This window comes from Rhizobium sp. WYCCWR 11152 (assembly GCF_013087615.1).
Lineage (GTDB): Bacteria > Pseudomonadota > Alphaproteobacteria > Rhizobiales > Rhizobiaceae > Rhizobium > Rhizobium indicum.
The window spans coordinates 285,939-306,013 of sequence record NZ_JABFCP010000008.1 but is presented as its reverse complement, the minus strand read 5'-3'; the positions used below and the strand labels follow the sequence as shown (position 1 = coordinate 306,013).

The 20,075-nt window shown below is 61.3% G+C and carries 12 protein-coding genes, 2 pseudogenes and 1 riboswitch; of the genes and pseudogenes, 5 read left to right on the top strand and 9 right to left on the bottom strand.

What is annotated here, in order from left to right:
• Positions 1-15: 15 nt before the first annotated feature.
• Both G9X67_RS11325 and G9X67_RS11320 read right to left on the bottom strand, forming a co-directional pair.
• Complete coding sequence (locus tag G9X67_RS11325) at positions 16-3,168, bottom strand: efflux RND transporter permease subunit (protein WP_138329275.1); 3,153 nt, start codon at positions 3,166-3,168, stop codon at positions 16-18.
• Between the two features lie 5 nt (positions 3,169-3,173).
• The gene (locus tag G9X67_RS11320; RefSeq protein WP_171598708.1) at positions 3,174-4,352 is read right to left on the bottom strand and encodes an efflux RND transporter periplasmic adaptor subunit; all 1,179 of its coding nucleotides are present in this window, start codon (positions 4,350-4,352) and stop codon (positions 3,174-3,176) included.
• 232 nt (positions 4,353-4,584) lie between these two features.
• Between G9X67_RS11320 and G9X67_RS11315 the strand changes: the two genes are divergently transcribed.
• On the top strand, positions 4,585-5,145 hold the full coding sequence (locus tag G9X67_RS11315) for a TetR family transcriptional regulator (protein ID WP_138329274.1): 561 nt from the start codon (positions 4,585-4,587) through the stop codon (positions 5,143-5,145).
• 60 nt (positions 5,146-5,205) lie between these two features.
• Here G9X67_RS11315 and G9X67_RS11310 read toward each other — a convergent pair whose 3' ends face one another.
• Complete coding sequence (locus tag G9X67_RS11310; protein WP_138329273.1) at positions 5,206-6,645, bottom strand: FAD-binding oxidoreductase; 1,440 nt, start codon at positions 6,643-6,645, stop codon at positions 5,206-5,208.
• A 429-nt stretch (positions 6,646-7,074) separates the two neighbouring features.
• On the opposite strand from G9X67_RS11310, the gene G9X67_RS11305 reads away from it, so the two are divergent.
• On the top strand, positions 7,075-9,387 hold the full coding sequence (locus tag G9X67_RS11305; protein ID WP_171598707.1) for an NADP-dependent malic enzyme: 2,313 nt from the start codon (positions 7,075-7,077) through the stop codon (positions 9,385-9,387).
• Positions 9,388-9,538: 151 nt separating this feature from the next.
• Here the strand turns inward: G9X67_RS11305 and G9X67_RS11300 are convergent, their stop codons facing one another.
• Positions 9,539-10,072: a ribonuclease H gene (locus tag G9X67_RS11300; RefSeq protein WP_171598706.1), complete on the bottom strand. Its 534-nt coding sequence runs from the start codon at positions 10,070-10,072 to the stop codon at positions 9,539-9,541.
• Between the two features lie 250 nt (positions 10,073-10,322).
• Here G9X67_RS11300 and G9X67_RS11295 point away from each other — a divergent pair, with 250 nt between their 5' ends.
• On the top strand, positions 10,323-11,420 hold the full coding sequence (locus tag G9X67_RS11295; RefSeq protein ID WP_171598705.1) for a DUF2865 domain-containing protein: 1,098 nt from the start codon (positions 10,323-10,325) through the stop codon (positions 11,418-11,420).
• Between the two features lie 9 nt (positions 11,421-11,429).
• Here the strand turns inward: G9X67_RS11295 and G9X67_RS11290 are convergent.
• Positions 11,430-12,175: pseudogene (locus G9X67_RS11290) on the bottom strand (SDR family NAD(P)-dependent oxidoreductase).
• A 565-nt stretch (positions 12,176-12,740) separates the two neighbouring features.
• On the opposite strand from G9X67_RS11290, the gene G9X67_RS11285 reads away from it, so the two are divergent.
• The gene (locus tag G9X67_RS11285) at positions 12,741-13,895 is read left to right on the top strand and encodes a sulfite oxidase (protein WP_138329267.1); all 1,155 of its coding nucleotides are present in this window, start codon (positions 12,741-12,743) and stop codon (positions 13,893-13,895) included.
• 109 nt (positions 13,896-14,004) lie between these two features.
• Here the strand turns inward: G9X67_RS11285 and G9X67_RS11280 are convergent, their stop codons facing one another.
• The 4 genes and pseudogenes from G9X67_RS11280 to bluB all read right to left on the bottom strand — a co-directional run bounded on the left by G9X67_RS11280 (position 14,005) and on the right by bluB (position 17,941).
• Positions 14,005-15,189 (bottom strand): phosphatase PAP2 family protein, encoded by a 1,185-nt coding sequence (locus tag G9X67_RS11280; protein ID WP_171598704.1) that lies wholly within the window; start codon positions 15,187-15,189, stop codon positions 14,005-14,007.
• Between the two features lie 701 nt (positions 15,190-15,890).
• Positions 15,891-16,088, bottom strand: a pseudogene (locus G9X67_RS11275) (SRPBCC domain-containing protein); the annotation flags it as partial.
• Positions 16,089-16,181: 93 nt separating this feature from the next.
• Positions 16,182-17,024 carry a PhzF family phenazine biosynthesis protein gene (locus tag G9X67_RS11270; RefSeq protein ID WP_138329265.1) on the bottom strand — a complete coding sequence of 281 codons (843 nt, stop codon included), beginning with the start codon at positions 17,022-17,024 and terminating at the stop codon, positions 16,182-16,184.
• 230 nt (positions 17,025-17,254) lie between these two features.
• Positions 17,255-17,941: a 5,6-dimethylbenzimidazole synthase gene (gene bluB / locus G9X67_RS11265; protein WP_138329264.1), complete on the bottom strand. Its 687-nt coding sequence runs from the start codon at positions 17,939-17,941 to the stop codon at positions 17,255-17,257.
• 41 nt (positions 17,942-17,982) lie between these two features.
• Positions 17,983-18,171, bottom strand: a riboswitch (cobalamin riboswitch).
• A gap of 488 nt (positions 18,172-18,659) precedes the next feature.
• Between bluB and G9X67_RS11260 the strand changes: the two genes are divergently transcribed.
• Positions 18,660-20,063 carry an MFS transporter gene (locus tag G9X67_RS11260; RefSeq protein ID WP_138330031.1) on the top strand — a complete coding sequence of 468 codons (1,404 nt, stop codon included), beginning with the start codon at positions 18,660-18,662 and terminating at the stop codon, positions 20,061-20,063.
• Positions 20,064-20,075 lie beyond the last annotated feature (12 nt).

Sequence of the window (20,075 nt, the reverse complement as noted above, 5' to 3'; positions counted from 1 at the left end):
CTCCAACTCTTCACCTCAGGTCGGCGACGTGACGGTTGCCGGCTCCTGCCCGGCCGGCGCCTCCTCGTTTACAGTCTCCGGCCGCTTCGTCCTCAAGAGACGCAGCACGAAGACGAAGAAGACGGGAACGAAGAAGATCGCCAATACCGTCGCCGAGATCATACCGCCGAGCACGCCCGTGCCGATGGCATTCTGGCTCGCCGCACTTGGCCCGGTGGCGATCGCCAGAGGCACCACGCCCAAAGTGAAGGCGAGCGAGGTCATGATGATCGGCCGGAAGCGCAGACGAGCACCTTCGATCGCGGCATCCATCAGCGATTTGCCCTCGGCAAAACCGTCCTTGGCGAATTCGACGATCAGGATGGCGTTCTTCGCCGACAGCCCGATGATCGCGATCAGGCCGACCTTGAAGTAGATGTCGTTGGACATGTCGCGGCTCATCACCGCGAGCACGCAGCCGATGACGCCAAGCGGCACGACCAGCATCACCGACAACGGGATGGACCAACTCTCGTAAAGCCCCGACAGCAGCAGGAAGACGAAAAGGATGCTGAGGCCGAACAGGAACGGCGCCTGCGATCCCGATCTCAGCTCCTCCAGCGACTGGCCGGTCCATTCGAAGCCGAAGCCGTCGGGAAGTTCCGAGGCCAGCCGCTCCATTTCGGCAATCGCCGCCCCCGACGAATATCCAGGCGCCGGAGCGCCAGAGATACGTACGGAAGGGTAACCGTTATAGCCGACGATCTGCGCCGGTCCCTTCTGCCATTCGGCGACGGCGAAGGACGATAGCGGCACCATGCCGCCGCTCGCATTGCGGACATTGAGCTTCATCAGATCTTCCGCCTGAAGTCTGCTCTTGTCCTGTGCCTGCACGATGACGCGCTGCATGCGGCCCGAATTCGGGAAGTCGTTGACATAGCTCGAGCCGAGATTGGCGGTGATCGTGCTGTTGATGTCGGCGAAGGCGACGCCGAAGGTATTTGCCTTCTCGCGATCGATAACGAGCACGAGCTGGGCCGAGTCAGGCATGCCCTCCGGTCGGATGCCTGATATGATGGGGTTCTGCGATGCCTTGCCGATCAGCATTCCCGCCGCCTCGGTCAGTGCCGCCTGGCCTTTCGCCCCGCGATCCTGAAGGCGGAAGGTGAAGCCGTTGGTCGTGCCGAACCCTTCGATCGGCGGCGGCGACAGCGCGAAGGATGTGGCGTCCTTCAGCCCAAACAGCTGCATGTTGGCGCGGTTGGAGATCTCCTGCACGGAATTGCCGGCGCCGCGTTCAGCCCAGTCCTTGAGCGTGACGAACACCAGGGCGGCGTTCGGTCCCTGCCCAGAGAAGCTGAAGCCCTGGATCGCAACGACGTTGGCAACGGCCGGCTCCTTCTTGAAGATCGCTTCGATGCTTTCGAGCGAGGCCACCGTGCGGTTGCGACTCGCCTCCGGCGGTCCCTGCACGTCGACGATCAGGAAGCCCTGATCCTCATCCGGCACGAAGCTGCTCGGCAGGTTGACGAAGAGATAGCCAAGGCCGATGAGCAGCGCGACATAGACGGCCATCACCCGCCAGGAGCGCTTGGCCAGTCGCTCGACGGTGCGGGCATAACGGCCGGTCAGCCGGTCGAAGTTGCGGTTGAACCAGCCGGCGATACCCTTCTTCTCGTGATGACCTTTGATCGGCTTCAGGAAGGTGGCGCAAAGCGCCGGGGTCAGCGACAGCGCCAGGAAGGCCGAAAACAGGATGGATACGACCATGGTCAGGCTGAACTGACGGTAGATGATGCCTGTGGAGCCTGGGAAGAACGCCATCGGCACGAAGACGCAGGAGAGAACCAGCGTAATCCCGAGGATCGCGCCGGTGATCTGCCGCATCGCCTTCTTGGTCGCTTCCTTCGGTGACAGCCCTTCCACCGCCATCAACCGCTCGACGTTTTCCACCACCACGATGGCGTCGTCGACCAGAATGCCGATGGCAAGCACCATCGCGAACATCGTCAGCACGTTGATCGAGAAGCCGGCGGCAAACATGACAGCAAGCGTCCCGAGCAGCGCGACGGGCACGACGAGCGTCGGAATGATGGTATAGCGGAAGCTCTGCAGGAAGATAAGCATGACGACGAAGACGAGCGCGACGGCTTCTGCGAGTGTATGCGCCACCTTCTCGATCGATGCCGAGACGAACGGGCTGGTATCATAGGGAACGGAATATTCGACGCCATCAGGGAAGAAGCGTGACAGCTCCTCCATCTTCGCCTTGACCAGGTTGGACGTATTGACGGCATTGCCCGTCGACGACAGCTGGATGGCGATGGCGGCACTCGGCTGCCCGTTCAAGCGGGTCGAGAAACTGTAGCTCTCGCTGCCCTCTTCGATGCGCGCGACATCGCGCAGCCTGACGTTCGATCCGTCGGCATTGGCGCGCAGCACGATGTCTCCGAACTCCTTGATATCGGTCAGTTGCCCCTTCACCAGCACCGTCGCCGTCAGGTCCTGCGAGATCGGATTGGGTGCTGCACCGATCTGGCCTGCCGCGACCTGGGCGTTCTGCGCCGAGATCGCCGCGCTGATGTCGGATGCTGTCAGGTTCAGGCCGACCATCTTGTCGGGATCGATCCAGATGCGCATCGCCCGCTGCGACGCAAACAGCTGGGCGCGGCCGACGCCTTCGAGACGGCGCAGCTCGCCGATGACGTTTCGGTTGAGATAGTCGCCGAGCGCCACCTCGTCGGTCTTCCCGTCCGTCGAGGTCAGCGAGATGAACATCAGGAAGCCTGAGGACGCCTCCTCGACGGTGATGCCCTGATCCTTGACGGATTGCGGCAGCCGCGGTTCGACGCGGCGGATGGCGTTCTGAACGTCGACCGAGGCCTGGTCGATATCGGTGCCGGCCGCAAAGGTCGCGGTGATCGTCATTGCGCCTGAGGTATCGGAGGTCGACTCGAAATAGGAAAGGTGCTCGACGCCGTTCAGCTCTTCTTCGATCTGGCGAGTAACGCCCTGATAAATGTCCTGCGGCGACGCGCCGGGATAGCTGGTGGTGATGCTGAGCTGCGGCGGCGCCACCTTTGGATATTGCGCAACCGGCAGGAACGGTAGAGCGATCAGGCCGGCGAGAGAGATGAAGATCGCAAAGACCCAGGCAAGGATCGGGCGATCGATAAAGAAACGTGCCATCGATCTTACTCCGGCTTCTTGGCGTCACCGGACGCGAGCTGGCCATTCCGCCACTCTTCCGGGGCGACCTTTGCGCCCGGCTGCAGCTTCTGGCCGCCGTCGACAACGAGACGCTCACCTGGTGACAGGCCGCTTTCGACCACCCATTCATTGCCGAAGGATTGACCGAGCTCCACGTCACGCGGCTGTGCTACGTCTCCCTCCTGGACGACATAGACCTGCGCCTTGCCGTCGGCCGTGCGGATGACGGCGCGCTGCGGGATAAGGATCGCCTTCTCACGGACGGCCTGTTCGATGCGGACCCTGATGTAAAGACCCGGCAGCAGGTCGCCCTTCGGATTGGGAAATTCACCGCGAAGGGTGACCTGCCCGGTCGTCGCATCGACGCTGGCACTGCTGAAGAGCAGCTTACCGGCTTCGCCATAGACCGTGCCGTCATCAAAGACGAGCTTGATGTCGGCCTTGCCTGGTTCGGTCGACGTGAGGCTGCCGTTCTCGACCGCCCGCTTCAGCGCCAGCAGGTCTCCGGAGGATTGCATGAAGTCGGCATAAACTGGGTCGATCTGCTGGATCATCGCCAGCGCGTCGCCGGCGTCGGCCGTCACCAGCGCGCCTTCCGTCACCAGCGCGCCACCGATGATGCCTGATATAGGCGCGCGAACTTCGGTATAGCCGAGATTAATCTTCGCTTCGTCGAGCGCAGCCTGCGCCAGCGCGATATCGGCATCGGCCTGCGCAAGGGCGACGGCGGCCGCATCATATTCGATACCGCTTGCAACATCGCGGTCGCGCAGCGACTTCTGCCGGTCTAGCTGCTGGCGGGCATTCAGCTGCGTCGCCCTGGCGCGATCGAGGCTTGCTTCCGCACTGGCCACGCGGACCCGGAAAAGCGCCGGATCGATCCGGTAGAGCACATCGCCCTGATGAACGAGGCTGCCCTGCTCGAAGATCCGTTCCTGCAGGATGCCGGAAACCCTGGCCCGCACTTCGGAAACGCGCGTCGCGGCAATGCGGCCGGGCAATTCGCTGATAACGGGAACCGGACGCGCGTTGAGCGTCAGGACGCCGACGGCTGCTGGCGGCATCGCGCCGCCTTCCTGGGCGTAAGCCGGCAGGCCGGCACCGAATATCAGCGCCAGGACAAACGTATAACGCAATGATTTCGTTCGAAAAAGCATGTTCATTAGCCTTCCTGCTGGTCCCGCTGGGGTCCAAAAAAGCACAGCCCGCCGAAATGACGTTCGGCGGGCCTCCTCGGCCGACAGATAGTCGATCTTTTTTTGCTTTGCAAGATACCTACCGGTTGGTATGATAGCATTATCATGATCGGAACTCCCATGGCCCGGCGATCCCGGGAGTGATACTGATCTTCTCAGGCGCCTCGGCGCGTAGCTTATCTCGAACACAGGTCATGCATTGGTAGATAGCCCCCGCAACAGAAAGAAACAGCCGGATGTCGTGCGGCAGGCTCTTCTCGATTGCGCCAGGAAGCTGGCGCTCGAGCATGGCCTGGCCGCCGTCAGCCTGCAGGCAGTCGCCAGCGCAGCCGGCGTGACCAAGGGAGGGCTGTTTCATCACTTCCCCAATAAGCAGGCTCTTATAGAGGCCGTGTTCGACGGCATGATGGAAAGCCTCGACCGCGAGATCGACGAGGAGCTTGAAAAGGATAAGGGCGGCCATGGCACATTCACCCGCGCCTATGTCCGCACCCTGTTTGCCGACCGAGCCCTTGCCAACAGCCCGTGGTCGGCGCAGACGATGACGGTGCTCGCCGACCCCTACTCCAAGAGCCTCTGGCACAGATGGATGAATGACCGGCTGGTCAGGCACGCCGAAACCGACATGGGAATGCGGCTGGAGATCGTTCGCCTGGCGGCGGACGGCGCATGGCTTGCCCATGTTTTACGGCCTGACGACCATGCCGCGTCCGACGACGCGGTTCTACTGCGTGAATTGATCGAACTCACCGAGGGGTGACAAGCAATTGGCGTCTCATCCCGCGCCCGGCTATATCACCCGAGCGCGGGGATGGTCGGGCTAGGCAGCTCGCACTGCCGCCATCGGTTTAACATTCTGGTTCATCCGGAACAGATTGTTCGGATCGTAGCGCCGCTTGATCTCGGCAAGGCGAGCGTAGTTGGCGCCGTAGGCAGTCTCGACGCGATCACCTTCGTCTTCGGGCATGAAGTTGATGTAGGCGGTGCCGACCGAATGCGGCTTGGTAGCCTCGAACAGATCCCGTGCCCAGCCTATGCAGCTTCCATCCATCCCGGTCTCCCGCCAGCGCGCATGCACATTCATGACGAAATGCGAACTGCGTTGCGGAAATGCGGTGGCCTCGGTGGCCACGCGGCCAGCCGCACCGCCGACATGACCGATGAAGATCTCGCATTCCGGGCCGGGCAGCCTGCGCACGGCATTAAGCAGAACCTCGATCGCGACATCGGGGAGAGATGCAAAATCCTGGCTCTTCCAGTAATTGCGTGCGCCGGGCGTGAGCAACGGGTCGAATGCCTGCTGCCAGCCGGTGAACGGCACCGGGCCGACGACGTCGGCAATGGGATTTCCGATCGCGCGCAATCGAGACGTTGCCTTTTCGCCCGCCGCGATGTCTCCGCAGTAGCACATGGCGAGCACGACGATTTCCTTGCCGTGCCATTCCGCGGGAAGGAACGGCAGCGGAGGCGCCTGGCGCATCACCACCCAGCAGGTCAGTTCGTCAGGTGCCGCGTCCAGCGCCTGTCGGTATTCCCTCAGCACCTTCTCCGCATCAGCGAAGGGATGTACGACCAGCCCGGCGAGAACCTCTGTGTTGAGAGGGTTGAGTTGGAACTCGAAGGAGGTGACGACGCCGAAATTGCCGCCGCCGCCGCGCAGCGCCCAGAAGAGGTCCGGCATTTCCTTTTCGCTCGCCTTGACCAGTTCGCCGTCGGCCGTCACTACATCAACCGAAAGCAGATTATCCAGCGTCAGCCCGAATTTGCGGGTCAGCCAGCCGAAGCCGCCGCCGAGCGTCAGGCCGGCAATGCCGGTCGTCGAATTGATGCCGGTCGGCAGCACCAGCCCGAAGGCCAGCGTTTCCTGGTCGACATCGGCAAGCGTGGCGCCCGGCTCGATCCTGGCGCGCCGCGTCTGCGGATCGACCCGCACCGATTTCATCGCCGACAGGTCGATGACGATACCGCCCTCGCAGACGGCGTTGCCGGCAATGCCGTGGCCACCGCCACGCACTGAAACGAGCAGATTGTTGTCGCGTGCAAACCGCACCGCCCGCACGACATCGGCGGCACCCGCGCATCGCGCGATAAGCCCGGGCCGGCGGTCAATCATCGCATTCCAGATCGTCCGCGCCTCGTTGTAATCCATGTCCTTGCTGGTCAGGAGACTGCCGCGAAATCCGGCGGCAAAGGCATCGATGGCCACGTCATTGACCATCGTCTGCCCCTTTTGCAGGGTCGTCAGGTTCAAATTGTCCATGATTTCCTCCATGCGACCGGCGCCCCGCACCCTCGCGGCGGCATTTTGCGCTTGTTGAAGTCGTCAAACAAGTTTCCCAAAGGGATTAGTCCCGTGATGACGATACGTCAGCCCAATCTGAAGTGCCCTGGGGTACCCCCCTCTGCCCTGCCGGGCATCTCCCCCACAAGGAGGGAGATCGGATGGGCGCGGCGGCTTCCCCAAACAACTGCCGTAAAGTTATTTCGATGCTGCAGAGAGGAACGGATGATCCAACCGCTTGCCGATCTCCACCCTTGTGGGGGAGATGCCCGGCAGGGCAGAGGGGGGTGCCACACAGTATACCCCCCGCCCACCTCGCGAAAACTTCTCCCATCCCTCATTTCCATACTGTCGCCCGTATCCGATTGATGTATGGAGGGAGCTCAAAAGACGTGCACGGAGGCGGCGATGGATCACCCGGAAAAATCGAAGACGGAAAAGAACCTGACGAGCGGCGATCTCGACGAGCAGGCACTTTTCTTCCACCGCTATCCCCGCCCCGGCAAGCTGGAGATCCAAGCGACCAAGCCGCTCGGCAACCAGCGCGACCTGGCGCTCGCCTATTCGCCCGGCGTTGCCGCCCCTTGCCTTGCCATCCGCGACAATCCGGAGATGGCGGCCGAATATACCTCGCGCGCCAATCTCGTCGCCGTCATCTCCAACGGCACCGCCGTGCTTGGCCTCGGCAATATCGGCCCGCTTGCCTCCAAACCGGTCATGGAGGGCAAGGCTGTGCTCTTCAAGAAATTCGCCGGCATCGACGTCTTCGATATCGAGATCGATGCCGCAGGCGTCGACCAGATGGTCTCGACCATCGCCTCGCTGGAGCCGACCTTCGGCGGTATCAACCTCGAAGACATCAAGGCGCCGGAATGTTTCGAGGTCGAGCGGCGCCTGCGCGAGAAGATGAAGATCCCCGTTTTCCACGACGATCAGCACGGCACGGCGATCATCGTCGCCGCCGCGATCCTGAACGGGCTGGAACTCGCCGGCAAGGCGATCGAGAACGTCAAGATCGTCGCCTCCGGGGCCGGTGCTGCCGCCCTTGCCTGCCTCAACCTGCTTGTCATTCTCGGGGCAAAACGCGAAAACATCTGGGTCCACGATCTCGAAGGCCTCGTCTATGAGGGCCGCATCGAGCTGATGGACGAATGGAAATCCATTTATGCCCAGAAGAGCGACACACGCACTCTGGCCGAAAATATCGGCGGCGCCGATGTCTTCCTCGGCCTTTCCGCCGCCGGCGTGCTGAAGCCGGAGCTGCTGGCGAAGATGGCCGACAAGCCGCTGATCATGGCCCTTGCCAATCCGACGCCGGAGATCATGCCCGATCTCGCCCGCGCTGCCCGCCCCGACGCGATGATCTGCACTGGCCGCTCGGATTTCGCCAACCAGGTCAACAACGTCCTCTGCTTCCCTTATATCTTCCGCGGCGCGCTCGATTGCGGCGCCGAGACGATCAATGAGGAAATGAAGATGGCGGCCGTGCGCGCCATCGCAGCCCTTGCCCGCGAAGAGCCGTCCGACGTCGCCGCTCGCGCCTATTCCGGTGAGACCCCGGTCTTCGGCCCTGACTATCTCATCCCCTCACCCTTCGATCCGCGCTTGATCCTGCGCATCGCACCTGCGGTCGCCAAGGCCGCCGAACAGAGCGGCGTGGCGCGCCGCCCGATCCAGGATTTCGACGCCTATCTCGACCAATTGAACCGCTTCGTTTTCCGCTCCGGCTTCGTCATGAAGCCGATCTTCACCGCCGCCAAGGCCGCCGAGCGCAAGCGCGTCATCTTCTCCGAAGGCGAGGACGAACGCGTGCTGCGCGCCGCCCAGGTGCTGCTCGAAGAAGGCCTTGCCGAACCGATCCTGATCGGCCGCCCGCAAGTCATCGAGACGCGCCTGAAGCGCTACGGTCTGCGCATCCGCCCGCTGCAGGATTTCGAGGTCATCAACCCGGAAGACGATCCGCGCTTCCGCGAATATGTCGATCTCTATTTCTCCCTCGTCGGTCGGCGTGGCGTCATCCCGGAAGCAGCCCGCACGATCGTGCGCACCAACACCACCGTCATCGGCGCGCTGGCGCTGAGGCGCGGCGAGGCCGATGCGCTGATCTGCGGCCTGGAAGGGCGTTACGAGAAGCATCTGCGCGACGTCCGCCTGATCATCGGCAAGCGCAAAGATGTCCGCGATTTCTCAGCCCTCAGCCTGATGATCTCGCAGCGCGGCGCCACCTTCTTCACCGACACCTATGTCACCTTCAATCCGACTGCCGAGGAGGTCGCCGAGGCGACGGTACTGGCGGCCGAGGAAATCCGCCGTTTCGGCCTCACCCCGCGCGCCGCCCTGGTCTCGCATTCCAATTTCGGCTCGCGTGAGTCCGAAAGCGCCACGAAGATGCGCAACGCCCTGCAGCTCGTGCGCGAAGCCGCGCCCGACCTCGAGGTCGACGGTGAGATGCACGGCGAAAGCGCCATCACCGAAGCACTGCGCAAGCGCGTCATGCCGGACACGACCCTGCACGACGAAGCCAATCTTTTGGTCTTCCCGAACCTCGATGCCGCCAACATCACCCTCGGCGTCGTGAAGTCGATGACCGACGGCCTGCATGTCGGCCCGATCCTGCTCGGCACCGCGCTGCCCGCCCATATCCTCGCCCCCTCGGTCACCTCCCGCGGCGTCGTCAATATGGCGGCACTCGCCGTCGTCGAGGCATCGCAACCGGCTTGAGCCGGTTCAGGCTGCTGACAAAGTCGGCCAACTCCCTTTCGTCATGCTCGGGCTTGTCCCGAGCATCTGCAGCCGGTTGATATGCAGCAGATATCAGGCCACGGCGCCCGGGATAAAATCCTTTGGCTCCAAGACATGTCCTCATGCCGTATCAGGCACTCCGTATCGACAGGCGCCCTTTATCCGCAAGCGCATCGGCGCGTTCGTTACCGGCAATGCCGGAGTGGCCCTTGCACCAGGCAATGGCAATGAGCGGCTTCTGGGATAATTGAAGATCGACCGCTTTCCAGAGTTCCGCATTGGCGATAGTTCGGTTTCGAGCATTCCCATTGGGGTTGCCTTTCCTCCAGCCGTTGTTCCTCCAGATATGTCGCCGGCTGTTGCAGCCTTTGACGGCGTAGACGGAATCGGACCAGATGGTGACAGGCTCGCCGCTTGCCTCGCTGTTGATCCAGATTGCCGCCCTGAGCACGGCGGTCAATTCCATCGAATTATTGGCGGAATCTTCGGCGCCACCGAAGCCGGACGCGATTTCCGCCGCATCGCGATAAACGACGAATGCCCAGCCTCCGTGCCCAGAACCGGGTTCATAACAACCGTCCACGAAAACGTGGAAGCCGTGCTGGGTTTCCGGCAGCCCGACTGTCGTTGCGGGGGAGCTGCGTTCGTTGGCAATACCTGTCATTTTCGACGTCCGGATATGAGTACGTTCCCCAAGCGACTGAGGAGATTGGAGTGGAGCACGTGGCCTCGTTGATTACCATCGGCAGCCTCTTCATAATCGAACATTGGGTCTCTGGCGGTCCGCTGGATAAAATCGCGAAAATACGGTAGGAATTTATCCCAGCTTATTAAGAGAAATACCCTAAGAGAAACCCGCGGCGATCGAGGCCGCAATCGACCGATCGATTCTTTGCTCATTCCGGGACGACGCCGTGAAACGCCGAAACCTGTCTCTTGCCCTTCTCCTTGCCTTTGCGGCGCCTGCCGCCGCGCAAAGCAGCAGCGCCGTCTGTGAGGACCTGCGCGGCCGCCTCGCCGACTTGCCGCGATCGATCGGCAATGGCAACGGCCCGGAAGCCCGCCAATATTCCAGCGCCATGGCCGAGCAGAACCTCGAGCTGCGCAAAGTTCGCAACGAGCTGCGCAGCAATGGCTGCACCTCAGGCAGCATGGTCGTGATCGGCGGCGAGAATGCCGATTATTGCGCCGAACTCTCGCAGTCCGAAGCCCGCATGATCGACAATATCCGCTATCTCCAGGACCGCCGCAACGAGCTGGCCGGCCAGAATGGCGCCGCTGACGGCACGCGCCGCGAACTGATCGCCGCCCTCGACCACAATGGCTGCAACAGCGAAAACTTCTATGCCCCGAGCGATCGCAGCGCCAACGAACCGGCTCCGAGCGTCGAGGAACAGGCGATGCGCACCGATACCTTCATTCCGCTCGGCGGTGAAGAGATCGATCCGCGTTACGGCGTGCCACGGGCAGAGATGCTCTCCCCGGTCAGCACCATGTGCGTGCGCAGCTGCGACGGCGGCTTCTTCCCGATCAGCTCGAACGCCACGTCGGTCGATTTCGGCCGCGACGCCCAGACCTGCGCCAAGATGTGCCCAGGCATCGAGACCGAACTGTTCTATCGTGACGTGACGAGCACCGAAGCCTCGAACATGATCTCGGTCGCAACGGGCACGCCCTACAGCGCCATGAAGAACGCCTTTGCCTACAAGAACCGCACGCCCGGGGAAAAGTCCTCCTGCGCCTGCAATCTCACCGCCTATTACGAGGAGATGCGCGGCAAGCAGGCGGTAAGCGAACCGCCGCAGCAGGGCTCGATCACCACCATTCGCACCAATCCACCGGCGAAGGATACCGCAGCCGCCGCGCCGCAGCCGTCCGTTCCCGAGCGCCCCTATGATCCGACGCAGAACCGCGTCCGTCAGGTCGGCCCGCAGTTTCTGGCCGGCGATCAGGGCGCGATCGACCTCGCCAATCCGGCAGCGCCGGGCCCGCAGCCGCAACAGCAGCAGTGATCGAATGGGTCAGTAGGTCGTACGACCGCCGCTCAGGTCGAACGTCGATGCGGTCGTGTAGGAGTTCTCTTCGGAAAGCAGCCAGACCACCATCGAAGCGATCTCACGAAGTTCGACAAAACGGTCGCGCGGAATGCGGACGCGCATATATTCGATAAACTCGGCTGTCAGCCCGTCCAAAATAGGTGTCTTTGCTGTCGTCGGCGTTACCGCGTTCACGGCGATTCCCGTCTTTGCGAGTTCCTTGCCAAGTGACTTGGTGAAGCCCAGCACACCAGCTTCGCAGCGCTGTAGGCGGCGATGTTCGGATTTCCTTCCTTGCCCGCAACCGAAGAGATGTTCACGATCCGTCCGTAATCGCGTTTTGACATGACAGGAACGACGTGCCGGCAACAATTGAAGGTTCCCGTCAGGCAGACATCGACGACGTCTTTCCACTCGTCGACATCGTATTCGATCGTGGGTTTTACCGGACCGGTAATCCCGGCGGAATTGACGAGGCCGTCGATACGGCCAAAAATCTCCTCGGTCGTCGCCGCCGCGTTTTTCACTGATTGGGGATCTGCGACGTTGACGCCGAAAGCGACCGTGCCGGATCCGAGAGCGGAAGCGCTGTCCTTCGCCATGTTTTCGTTCAAGTCCCAGATGGCCACCTTGCCACCAGACTGGATGACGCGCTCTGCGATCGCGTAGCCGATGCCGCGCGCACCGCCTGTGATCACGATGGTCCGTTCCTTCAAGTCGATCATGTTCATTGGGCCGTTATCCTCCGATTGAGCCACCGATAGCCGAATATCTATTGGAAATTCCGGGATTTCGCCTTCAGCGTATCGATATGAAGGTCAAGAATTTATCCCGAGTCGGATACTATGCCGAGCCCATTCGCTAAGAGATTTCCGGTAGTCCAGGATCGAAAGCTCGGCATGGTTTGAACGCGTTGGAAGACCGGGTTCGGCCCTAAGCGGACTTTTTTCGTTGTCGGAGGAGATGGCGGCTTTGCGCCCTCCTTCCGGACCTTTGCTGGTGATGACGCGAGGGCGCGTCTCGGCCAAAACAGCCTCGCAGTCGATCCTGAATATCGACGCTTACCTTGAACTCGGCGATTCGACGGCTATGGACTCTTCTCTTGCAAAGGCGCAATTTTGAAATAGGAGACGCAAGCTAGAAAACCGTCCGGCGCTGCATGTTTGAATGCGCAGCTGACGCTTGACCTCGCTCCGAAAATTTCCGGGTGAGGTAAGACATTGTGCGCATATCCGTGCCCAGGCTGCGGCAGATGGCCCGCTGCAGTTCGTTCCGGATGCATGTGGAGGGAAAACCATGCCTGTTCTTCAACGCAGAGAATTCATCGTTCAGGGAAGCGCGGTTCTCGCCGGAATCGCGGGTCTTTATTCGTCGCTGGCCTACGCTTTTCCGACGCGGCCGGGCGAGAAAGTCATTCCATGGCTCGATCAGCCCACGGAAAGTCCCGATCCGGTAGGGATTCAAACCCAGCTTGTCTGGGAGGATTTGGATGCCTTCATAACTCCGAACGACAGGTTTTTCAGCATCTCGCATTTCGATCGACCGACGATTGACGACAAGTCCTGGTCCCTCGACATCGGAGGGCTGGTCAAGAAGCCCTTGAAACTGACACTCGCCGACATCAAGGCGCGGCCGCGGCAGGAGGTAGTTTTCACCGTGGAATGCTCCGGCAACCACGGCTTCCCCTTCTTCACCGGCGGCATAGGCAATGCCCGCTGGGCAGGCACGCCGCTTGCCCCGATCCTCCAGGATGCCGGGGTCCTTGATAGTGGCATCGAGGTCGTCTTCTTCGGCACCGACAAAGGCGAGGTCACGATTCGCGACATCAAGATGCAACAGAACTTCGCTCGCAGCATGTCGCTCGCCGACGCGATGAACCCCGACAATCTGCTCTGCTACGAAATGAACGGGGCGACCCTGCCTGCCCCCAACGGTTTCCCGCTGCGGCTGATAACTCCGGGCTGGTACGGGATCGCCAACGTCAAGTGGCTGAAGGGCATCGAGGTTCGCGACACCCGCTTCATGAGCCTGCTGATGGGCCGCGACTATGTCACCATCCGGGAGGAAGAGCACAACGGCGAGACCGTGTGGGCCGAGACCTCGGTCGGCCGGGCCCTGCTGAAATCCGCGCCCGCGAAGGTCACGCGCAACGACTCGGGTCACCGGGTCGTCGGCGCAGCCTGGGGTGCACCGATCGACCGGGTCGAACTGAAAATCGATCAAGGGCCCTGGATGCCGGCAGTCATCGATCACAGCGAGGAGGCCGAATACGCCTGGAAGATTTGGTCACTGGATTGGCCAAATCCCTCGCCTGGAGAACACACGGTGACCTCGCGCGCGATCAGTACCGCAGGGCAAATTCAACCGGCGATGGACGATCCCTTGATCGCCAAAAAGCACACATACTGGGAAAGCAATGGCCAGGTGACGCGCCGCATCCGCATCGTTTGAGAAACGTTGCTGCCTCGCACGTCGGCTGCTGAGTGAACGGAACGTTCCACCGACAACCCCTCGCTTAGGATTGCGACATTTCAGGAGAAAGGCGCTAGCGGCCCTTCCGCTAGTCTGCCCCGTCTTTTTTTGCCCGCTCGATGAATTTCCCGGCGACCGCTTTGCCAAGTGCGGCACCGGCCCGGTTGTCCATTTCATAGTGGATGCCGGCCCAGATGCGTGAATCGCCCGCTTCCTTGCCGACCGTTCGGATGAACTCCGCCTGGTCGGGGAACAGATAGGCAAGCACCTCGCATCGGGCAGTCGACAACGTGGAGTGATTCGACGGATAACTGGGATGGGCCGGCACTGCGAACAGGGGAGTGATGCTCGGGTCAAGCATGTTGGGCCGCAGGTACCAATAAGCGTATTTCCCGTCGTTGCTTGCAATGTAGGCGTCGTGGTAGACCGTTGCGAGCATCGCGTAAGCCCGTGCGGCGCGCGGCGGGTTCGAATCCGTCTTGTCCTCGAACATCCACTTGCTGGCATAGTCATACCAGTCGGTGAACAGGCCGGATGGGCTTTGCCAGTAGAACGCCTTGTAGCTGTTGGGGAATTTTCGCTCAAACTGGCGGACTGCATCCGTCTCGGCCTTCACGGCCGCAGACTTGCAGTCGGGCGGAGTCGGTGGCCTGAATTCATCGGCTGTCTCGAGCAGGATCGGCTTCCAGTTTGGCATGGTTGCATTGGCGGGTTTGTCTCCGACCCACATGCACGGCCCGGTCGGCACGGTGCCGGTCCAGACGGCATCGGAGCCGTCGGCCTTTGCCCGCGCAATCACTTGCTCTGCCACGCTTCGCCCCAGTTCCAGGCCGGCGGATGAATCGCTTGGGAACTGGACACCGGCAAGGACACGCGACTGTGCGGCTTCTTCGGCCATCGCCTGGAACGACAACGCCTCGTCGGGAAAGAAATAGGCAAGAACGGTCGCGGCGGCTCCAGCGGCTGCCGCGTGTGCGGATGGATAAGCGGGACTCCGAGGCGTGGGTAGCGCAGTCGGCAGTGTCGTATCCACCTCGCTCGGGCGGGGGCGATTGTAGAAGTATTTCGACTCCCAAGCCGCGATGGTGGCGTCGTAGACCGCCATCGTCAAATAGGTGTAGACGCGATGCGCATTGGGGATCGTCTGGTTTGCGAGAAGACGGTTGTTGACCAGGTCGATCCATCGATAGCCGGGCGAGCCAGCGTCCCAGAATCTGATCTTGGCGGCGACCTGCGCATCGTTCTTTGCGACAAGTTCGCGGACCTGCTCCAACTCGGTTGCGGAAGTATCCGGTGGGGGCGAGACTCGGAAGTCTTTGCCCGACGTGATTACCCACGTCTTCCACATTCCAGCGTTTGGCTCTATCTGATCCGATTGGGCGAAAGCGACGTTCCCTGAGAAAAGGATTAGCGCGCAGGCCCTGCTAAAGCCGCTAAGCATTTTCGACCCCCATAGTTGATCCCCGGCCCAGAGACGGAAGGTTTTCTGTTTTGACGGCCGTCCCACTTTCTATTTTAGCCCTCTCTAATTATACCGCGAAGCGCTGCCAAGTGAAAGGATCAAAAATGAGAGCAGGTTGCGGTATGAAAGGTCAGGTCCGAAGATCGCTGTCTTCCTGATTTGCACCCCGCAGGGTTGCTGTGACGACGCTCAGCAGTTAAGCCATCGGCGGGCCCCTTCCCACGTACCGATGGAATCGGTCGCCCGGAACAATCTGATTGCTCCCAGCGAATGGAAAGTCCTTTCCGGCCATGACTACTTCCCTTCGATCTAAAGAGACTGACGTAGCTTTTAGGGAAGTGAGAATGGTCGCCACGTTCCGAACTAGGGCCGAGGACCGCAATTGGCCGCCGCTCATAAAGCCCCTGAGGCTTCTCGGCGTCTGAGCGGTTAGCGCCCCGCTCCGGCCGGAAAGGCCGGTGGAGTCATTTCCCAAGAGCAGACGTTTCCCGAGGCGAGTTTCCCGACCCGCGCTACTCGCCTATGCTGGAAAGCAGTTCGTCGAGCTGTTCCAGTTGCTCCGGCAATGCCGCCGCCCCGCCCTGTAGTGCTTCCTCAAGCGCCTCCTTGGACGGATAGGCTTCGTGGAGATTCAGCAGCGTCTTCCCGCCCTGGTCCTCGAAGGTCACGGTCGTGACCGCGCCCTCTTCGCCCTCGTCGTCTGTCCAGACCGGCTACCGGCCCAAATCGGTAACTCATTCAAGTCGAGCCCATGACTGCTTCTGGCGCCAATTGCAGTCATCGGCCTCAGGTCGATGACTGTCTTAGAGGATAGCTTTTCCGTTTATGCAGGTAACGACATTGCCGCCAACCCAAATATCTTCAGATTCGAGCCGGACATGTACCCGCCCTGACCTGCCCAAGACCGTCCCTTGCGCAGCGATGTATGAAGGCGGGGCGAGATTTGCGGAAATGAGCCATTTTGCCAAACCCGCATTTAGGCTACCAGTGACTGGGTCTTCGTAACCAGCGGCGGTGAAGGCGCGGACCTCGAAATCCACGCCATCGACGTCCCCCAAACATGGTGCAATCAGGCCTACCCTTAGTCCGGAAATACTCTGGTAGTTCGGACGGACACGTAGGACATCGTCTCTGCTTTTCAGGAGCAAGGCCATCCAACCGGGACCGTTGTCTACCCAACTCGCATCGACTATCATCTCAGATGACAGACTTAGACCGCTCATAACTCGTTTCATTAGATCGTTATCGATATGTCCAGTCTTGATCAAATCTGGAGCCAGAAATGAGAGGATATCGCCGTCTCTTCTGATCCGGATCAAACCCGCCTCGCATTCCTGGATAACAACTGGCTGCTTTGGCTTTCCGCCCAAGGTCAGCCATGCGTGGCAGCTACCCAAAGTCGGGTGTCCGGCAAAGGGTAGCTCCTGATGCGGCGTGAAAATTCTGACGCGATAATCAGCATCCGGGACCGTCGGCTTTAGGAGGAAGGTCGTCTCGCTTAGATTGGTCCAGTTGGCAAACTTGGCCATCGTTGGTGTATCAAGATCGTCCGCATCCACTACCACCGCAAGTGGATTTCCACCCATTCGCTCCGAGGAAAAAACATCAACCTGTTGAAACGATAGCTCTTTAAGGTTCCTGTTCATAGCATCTCCTACTGTTCGTTCGCTAACAGCGTGCGCCAATGTCTATACACAAGGGGGCTGCAGAATGCCTTTCGGAGTAACGGATGCAGACAAAGATTTCCGCTTCGGGCATACCCGGTCTTCCAAGATATCTCGGCCTCGCACCGCGTCGGCGATACCGACATCGGTTTGCTCACCTTGACCGTCAATGGCGTGACTATGCGATTGAGGCCATGCTCCACCGCACTGCTCTAGGTGTTCAGTCCCCATCCATCATGAAAGACGAGTTCCTCGAGCGGTAGCCGCTGCCGCCAGCCTTTGACGGAGAGTTCCGGCTCGTCATAGAGCCGGTCGACGAAACCGGCACAGAGCCAGGCGACCACTTCGATATGCTCGGGTATGCCGAGAATGGTTTTCAGGTCGCCTTCACGAAAAATGCTGACCCAGCCGATGCCGACCCCTTCCGCCCGTGCCGCAAGCCAGAGATTCTGGATGGCGCAGACGGTCGAGTATGAATCCATCTTCGGATTGTGGGTGCGCCCCAGCACCACGCTGCCGCTGCGGGTAGGATCGCAGGTCACGCATATGCCGAGCGGCGCCTCGACGATGCCTTCGAGCTTGAGCGATCGGTAGGCCTGCCGCCGCTCGCCTTCGAACATCAGCGCCGCCTCCTCGTTGGCCCTCGCAAACGCGTCCTGGATGCGCGTCCGGACAGCGGCACTTTTCACCAGAATGAAATTCCACGGCTGCATGAAGCCGACGGATGGTGCGTGGTGAGCGGCCGTCAGCAGCCGCTGCACAACATCATCAGGCAAGGGATCGGGCAGGAACTGGCTGCGAACGTCGCGCCGCGTCATGATCGCGTGATAGACGGCCTCGCGTTCGGCCAAGGAAAAACCGGACGCCGCCGAAAGGGCATCCTCATCAAAGGGTCGCATCGTCAAATCCCCAACAACGCGACCGCCCCGCTGTCCGCGCGGATCGGTCTATCTTGCCAGGCCGGTCTTCTGACTCGGCGTCATCCGTCTGCCGCAGCCTTCCCGGCAAAAGGCCAGTGGCATGATGAAGCGGCAAGCGTCGGCCTTACAGCGTTGGGCACGTTCCGGTCTTGCACCGGATTCCCGATTCTCCCGCCTTATCGGCGGGCACCTGACGACGCATCTATTTCAGGAAAGCGCGGCGGCGGCAAGCTGGGCCCGATGTCGCAGTCAAGCCGGAGGCCGCGCGGTGCCGCCTGTCCCTCTCTTCCGCCGGCAAAAGGGAGCGCTGCGGTGCCACGAATCTCTTCTCCCCAGCGGGGAAAAGGTGCCGGCAGGCGGTTGAGGGGGTGAGCGGCAAAGCCGCGAATGCGCTGAGCGTAAGCGAAGGGCAATGATGAAGGGCAGCCGTGCAGCCCCCTCATCCGACCCTTCGGGCCACCTTCTCCCCGCTGGGGAGAAGAGAGCGCAAGCCGCAGCCTCAGTTCCTACATCAAACCCTTGGGAGGACAAAAGGAAACAAGACGTACGATCCCGTTTCGTCATCCACCCGCGTCGGTTTGAAGCGGCTAGGCAAGCCCCTTCACCGACAGTTTCTATGGCCTTATCACCACCGAAAGCGTATGGACTGTGACAGTCCATCGCAGCATCTCGGTTGCCCGTGCCCCGCCTCACACCCATGATCCTTGCGGTCGCCCTGTTCATGGAACAGATGGATTCGACCGTGATCGCCACCAGCCTGCCGGCAATCGCCGCCGATATCGGCACCTCGCCGATCGCGCTGAAGCTCGCCGTCACCAGCTATCTCGTGGCGCTGGCGATCTTCATCCCGATCAGCGGCTGGATGTCCGATCGGTTCGGTGCGCGCAACATCTTCCGCATGGCGATCTTTGTTTTCATGATCGGCTCGATCGCCTGCGCCTTTTCCAACTCGATCACGGCCTTCGTCGTCTCGCGCCTGATCCAGGGCGCCGGCGGCTCGATGATGACGCCGGTCAGCCGCCTGCTGCTGGTCCGGGGAACGCCGCGCCACGAACTCGTCGATGCCATGGCCTGGCTTACCATTCCCGCTTTGATTGGCCCGATCATGGGGCCGCCGATCGGCGGTTTCCTCACCACCTATCTCACCTGGCATTGGATCTTCTGGATCAACGTCCCGATCGGCGTGCTCGGCATCATCCTCGTCACGCGTTTCCTGCCGACCGTCGAGCCACGCAGTCCGCGGCCGATGGACTTCCCCGGATTCTTCCTTTGCGGCATCGGCTTCTCCGGCTTCGTTTTCGGCGTGTCGGTCATCAGCCTGCCGGCCGTGCCCGTCATCTACGGTTACGTCACGGTTGCGATCGGCATTCTTGCCGGCCTCCTCTACCTCCTGCATGCCCGCCGCGTGCCCTATCCGCTTCTCGATCCGAAGATGTTCCGTTACCCGATGTTCCGGGCGGCGATCCTCGGCGCTTCGAATTTCCGCATGGGGCTCGGCGCCCTGCCGTTCCTGATGCCATTGATGCTGCAGCTCGGCTTCGGCCTGACGCCGCTGCAATCGGGCTCGGTCACCTTCGTCAGCGCGCTCGGCTCCATGGGCTCGAAATTCGCCGCCTCGCGCACCTTCAATGCCTTCGGCTTCCGCACCGTCATATCAATCACCACTTTGCTGGCGGCGATCTTCCTCGGCATCAACGGCCTTTTCACCGCCGAAACGCCGCTGTTCCTGATCATGGCCTGCCTGCTGATCGGCGGCCTGTTCCGCTCCATGGCTTTCTCGGGCGTCAACGCCATGGCCTTCGGCGATGTCGATGACGCCGACAGCAGCCAGGCAACCGCGATCAATGCCGTTGCCCAGCGTATCTCCATGGCGATGGGTGTGGCGATCGCCGGCGGCATTCTCGAAATTTCGAGCAGCTTTCACGACGGCAGGCTGCTGGTCTCTGATTTCCATATCGCCTTCTTCAGCGTCTCGGCGATTTCGGCACTGGCCTGCATCACCTTCCTGCGCCTGCCGCATGATGCCGGCGCGGAACTGACGGCGCGCGGCCGCAAGCGCCGGCACGCCGAGCCCGAAGAGGCCGTGGCGGAAAACAGCTGATCGAGACAGATC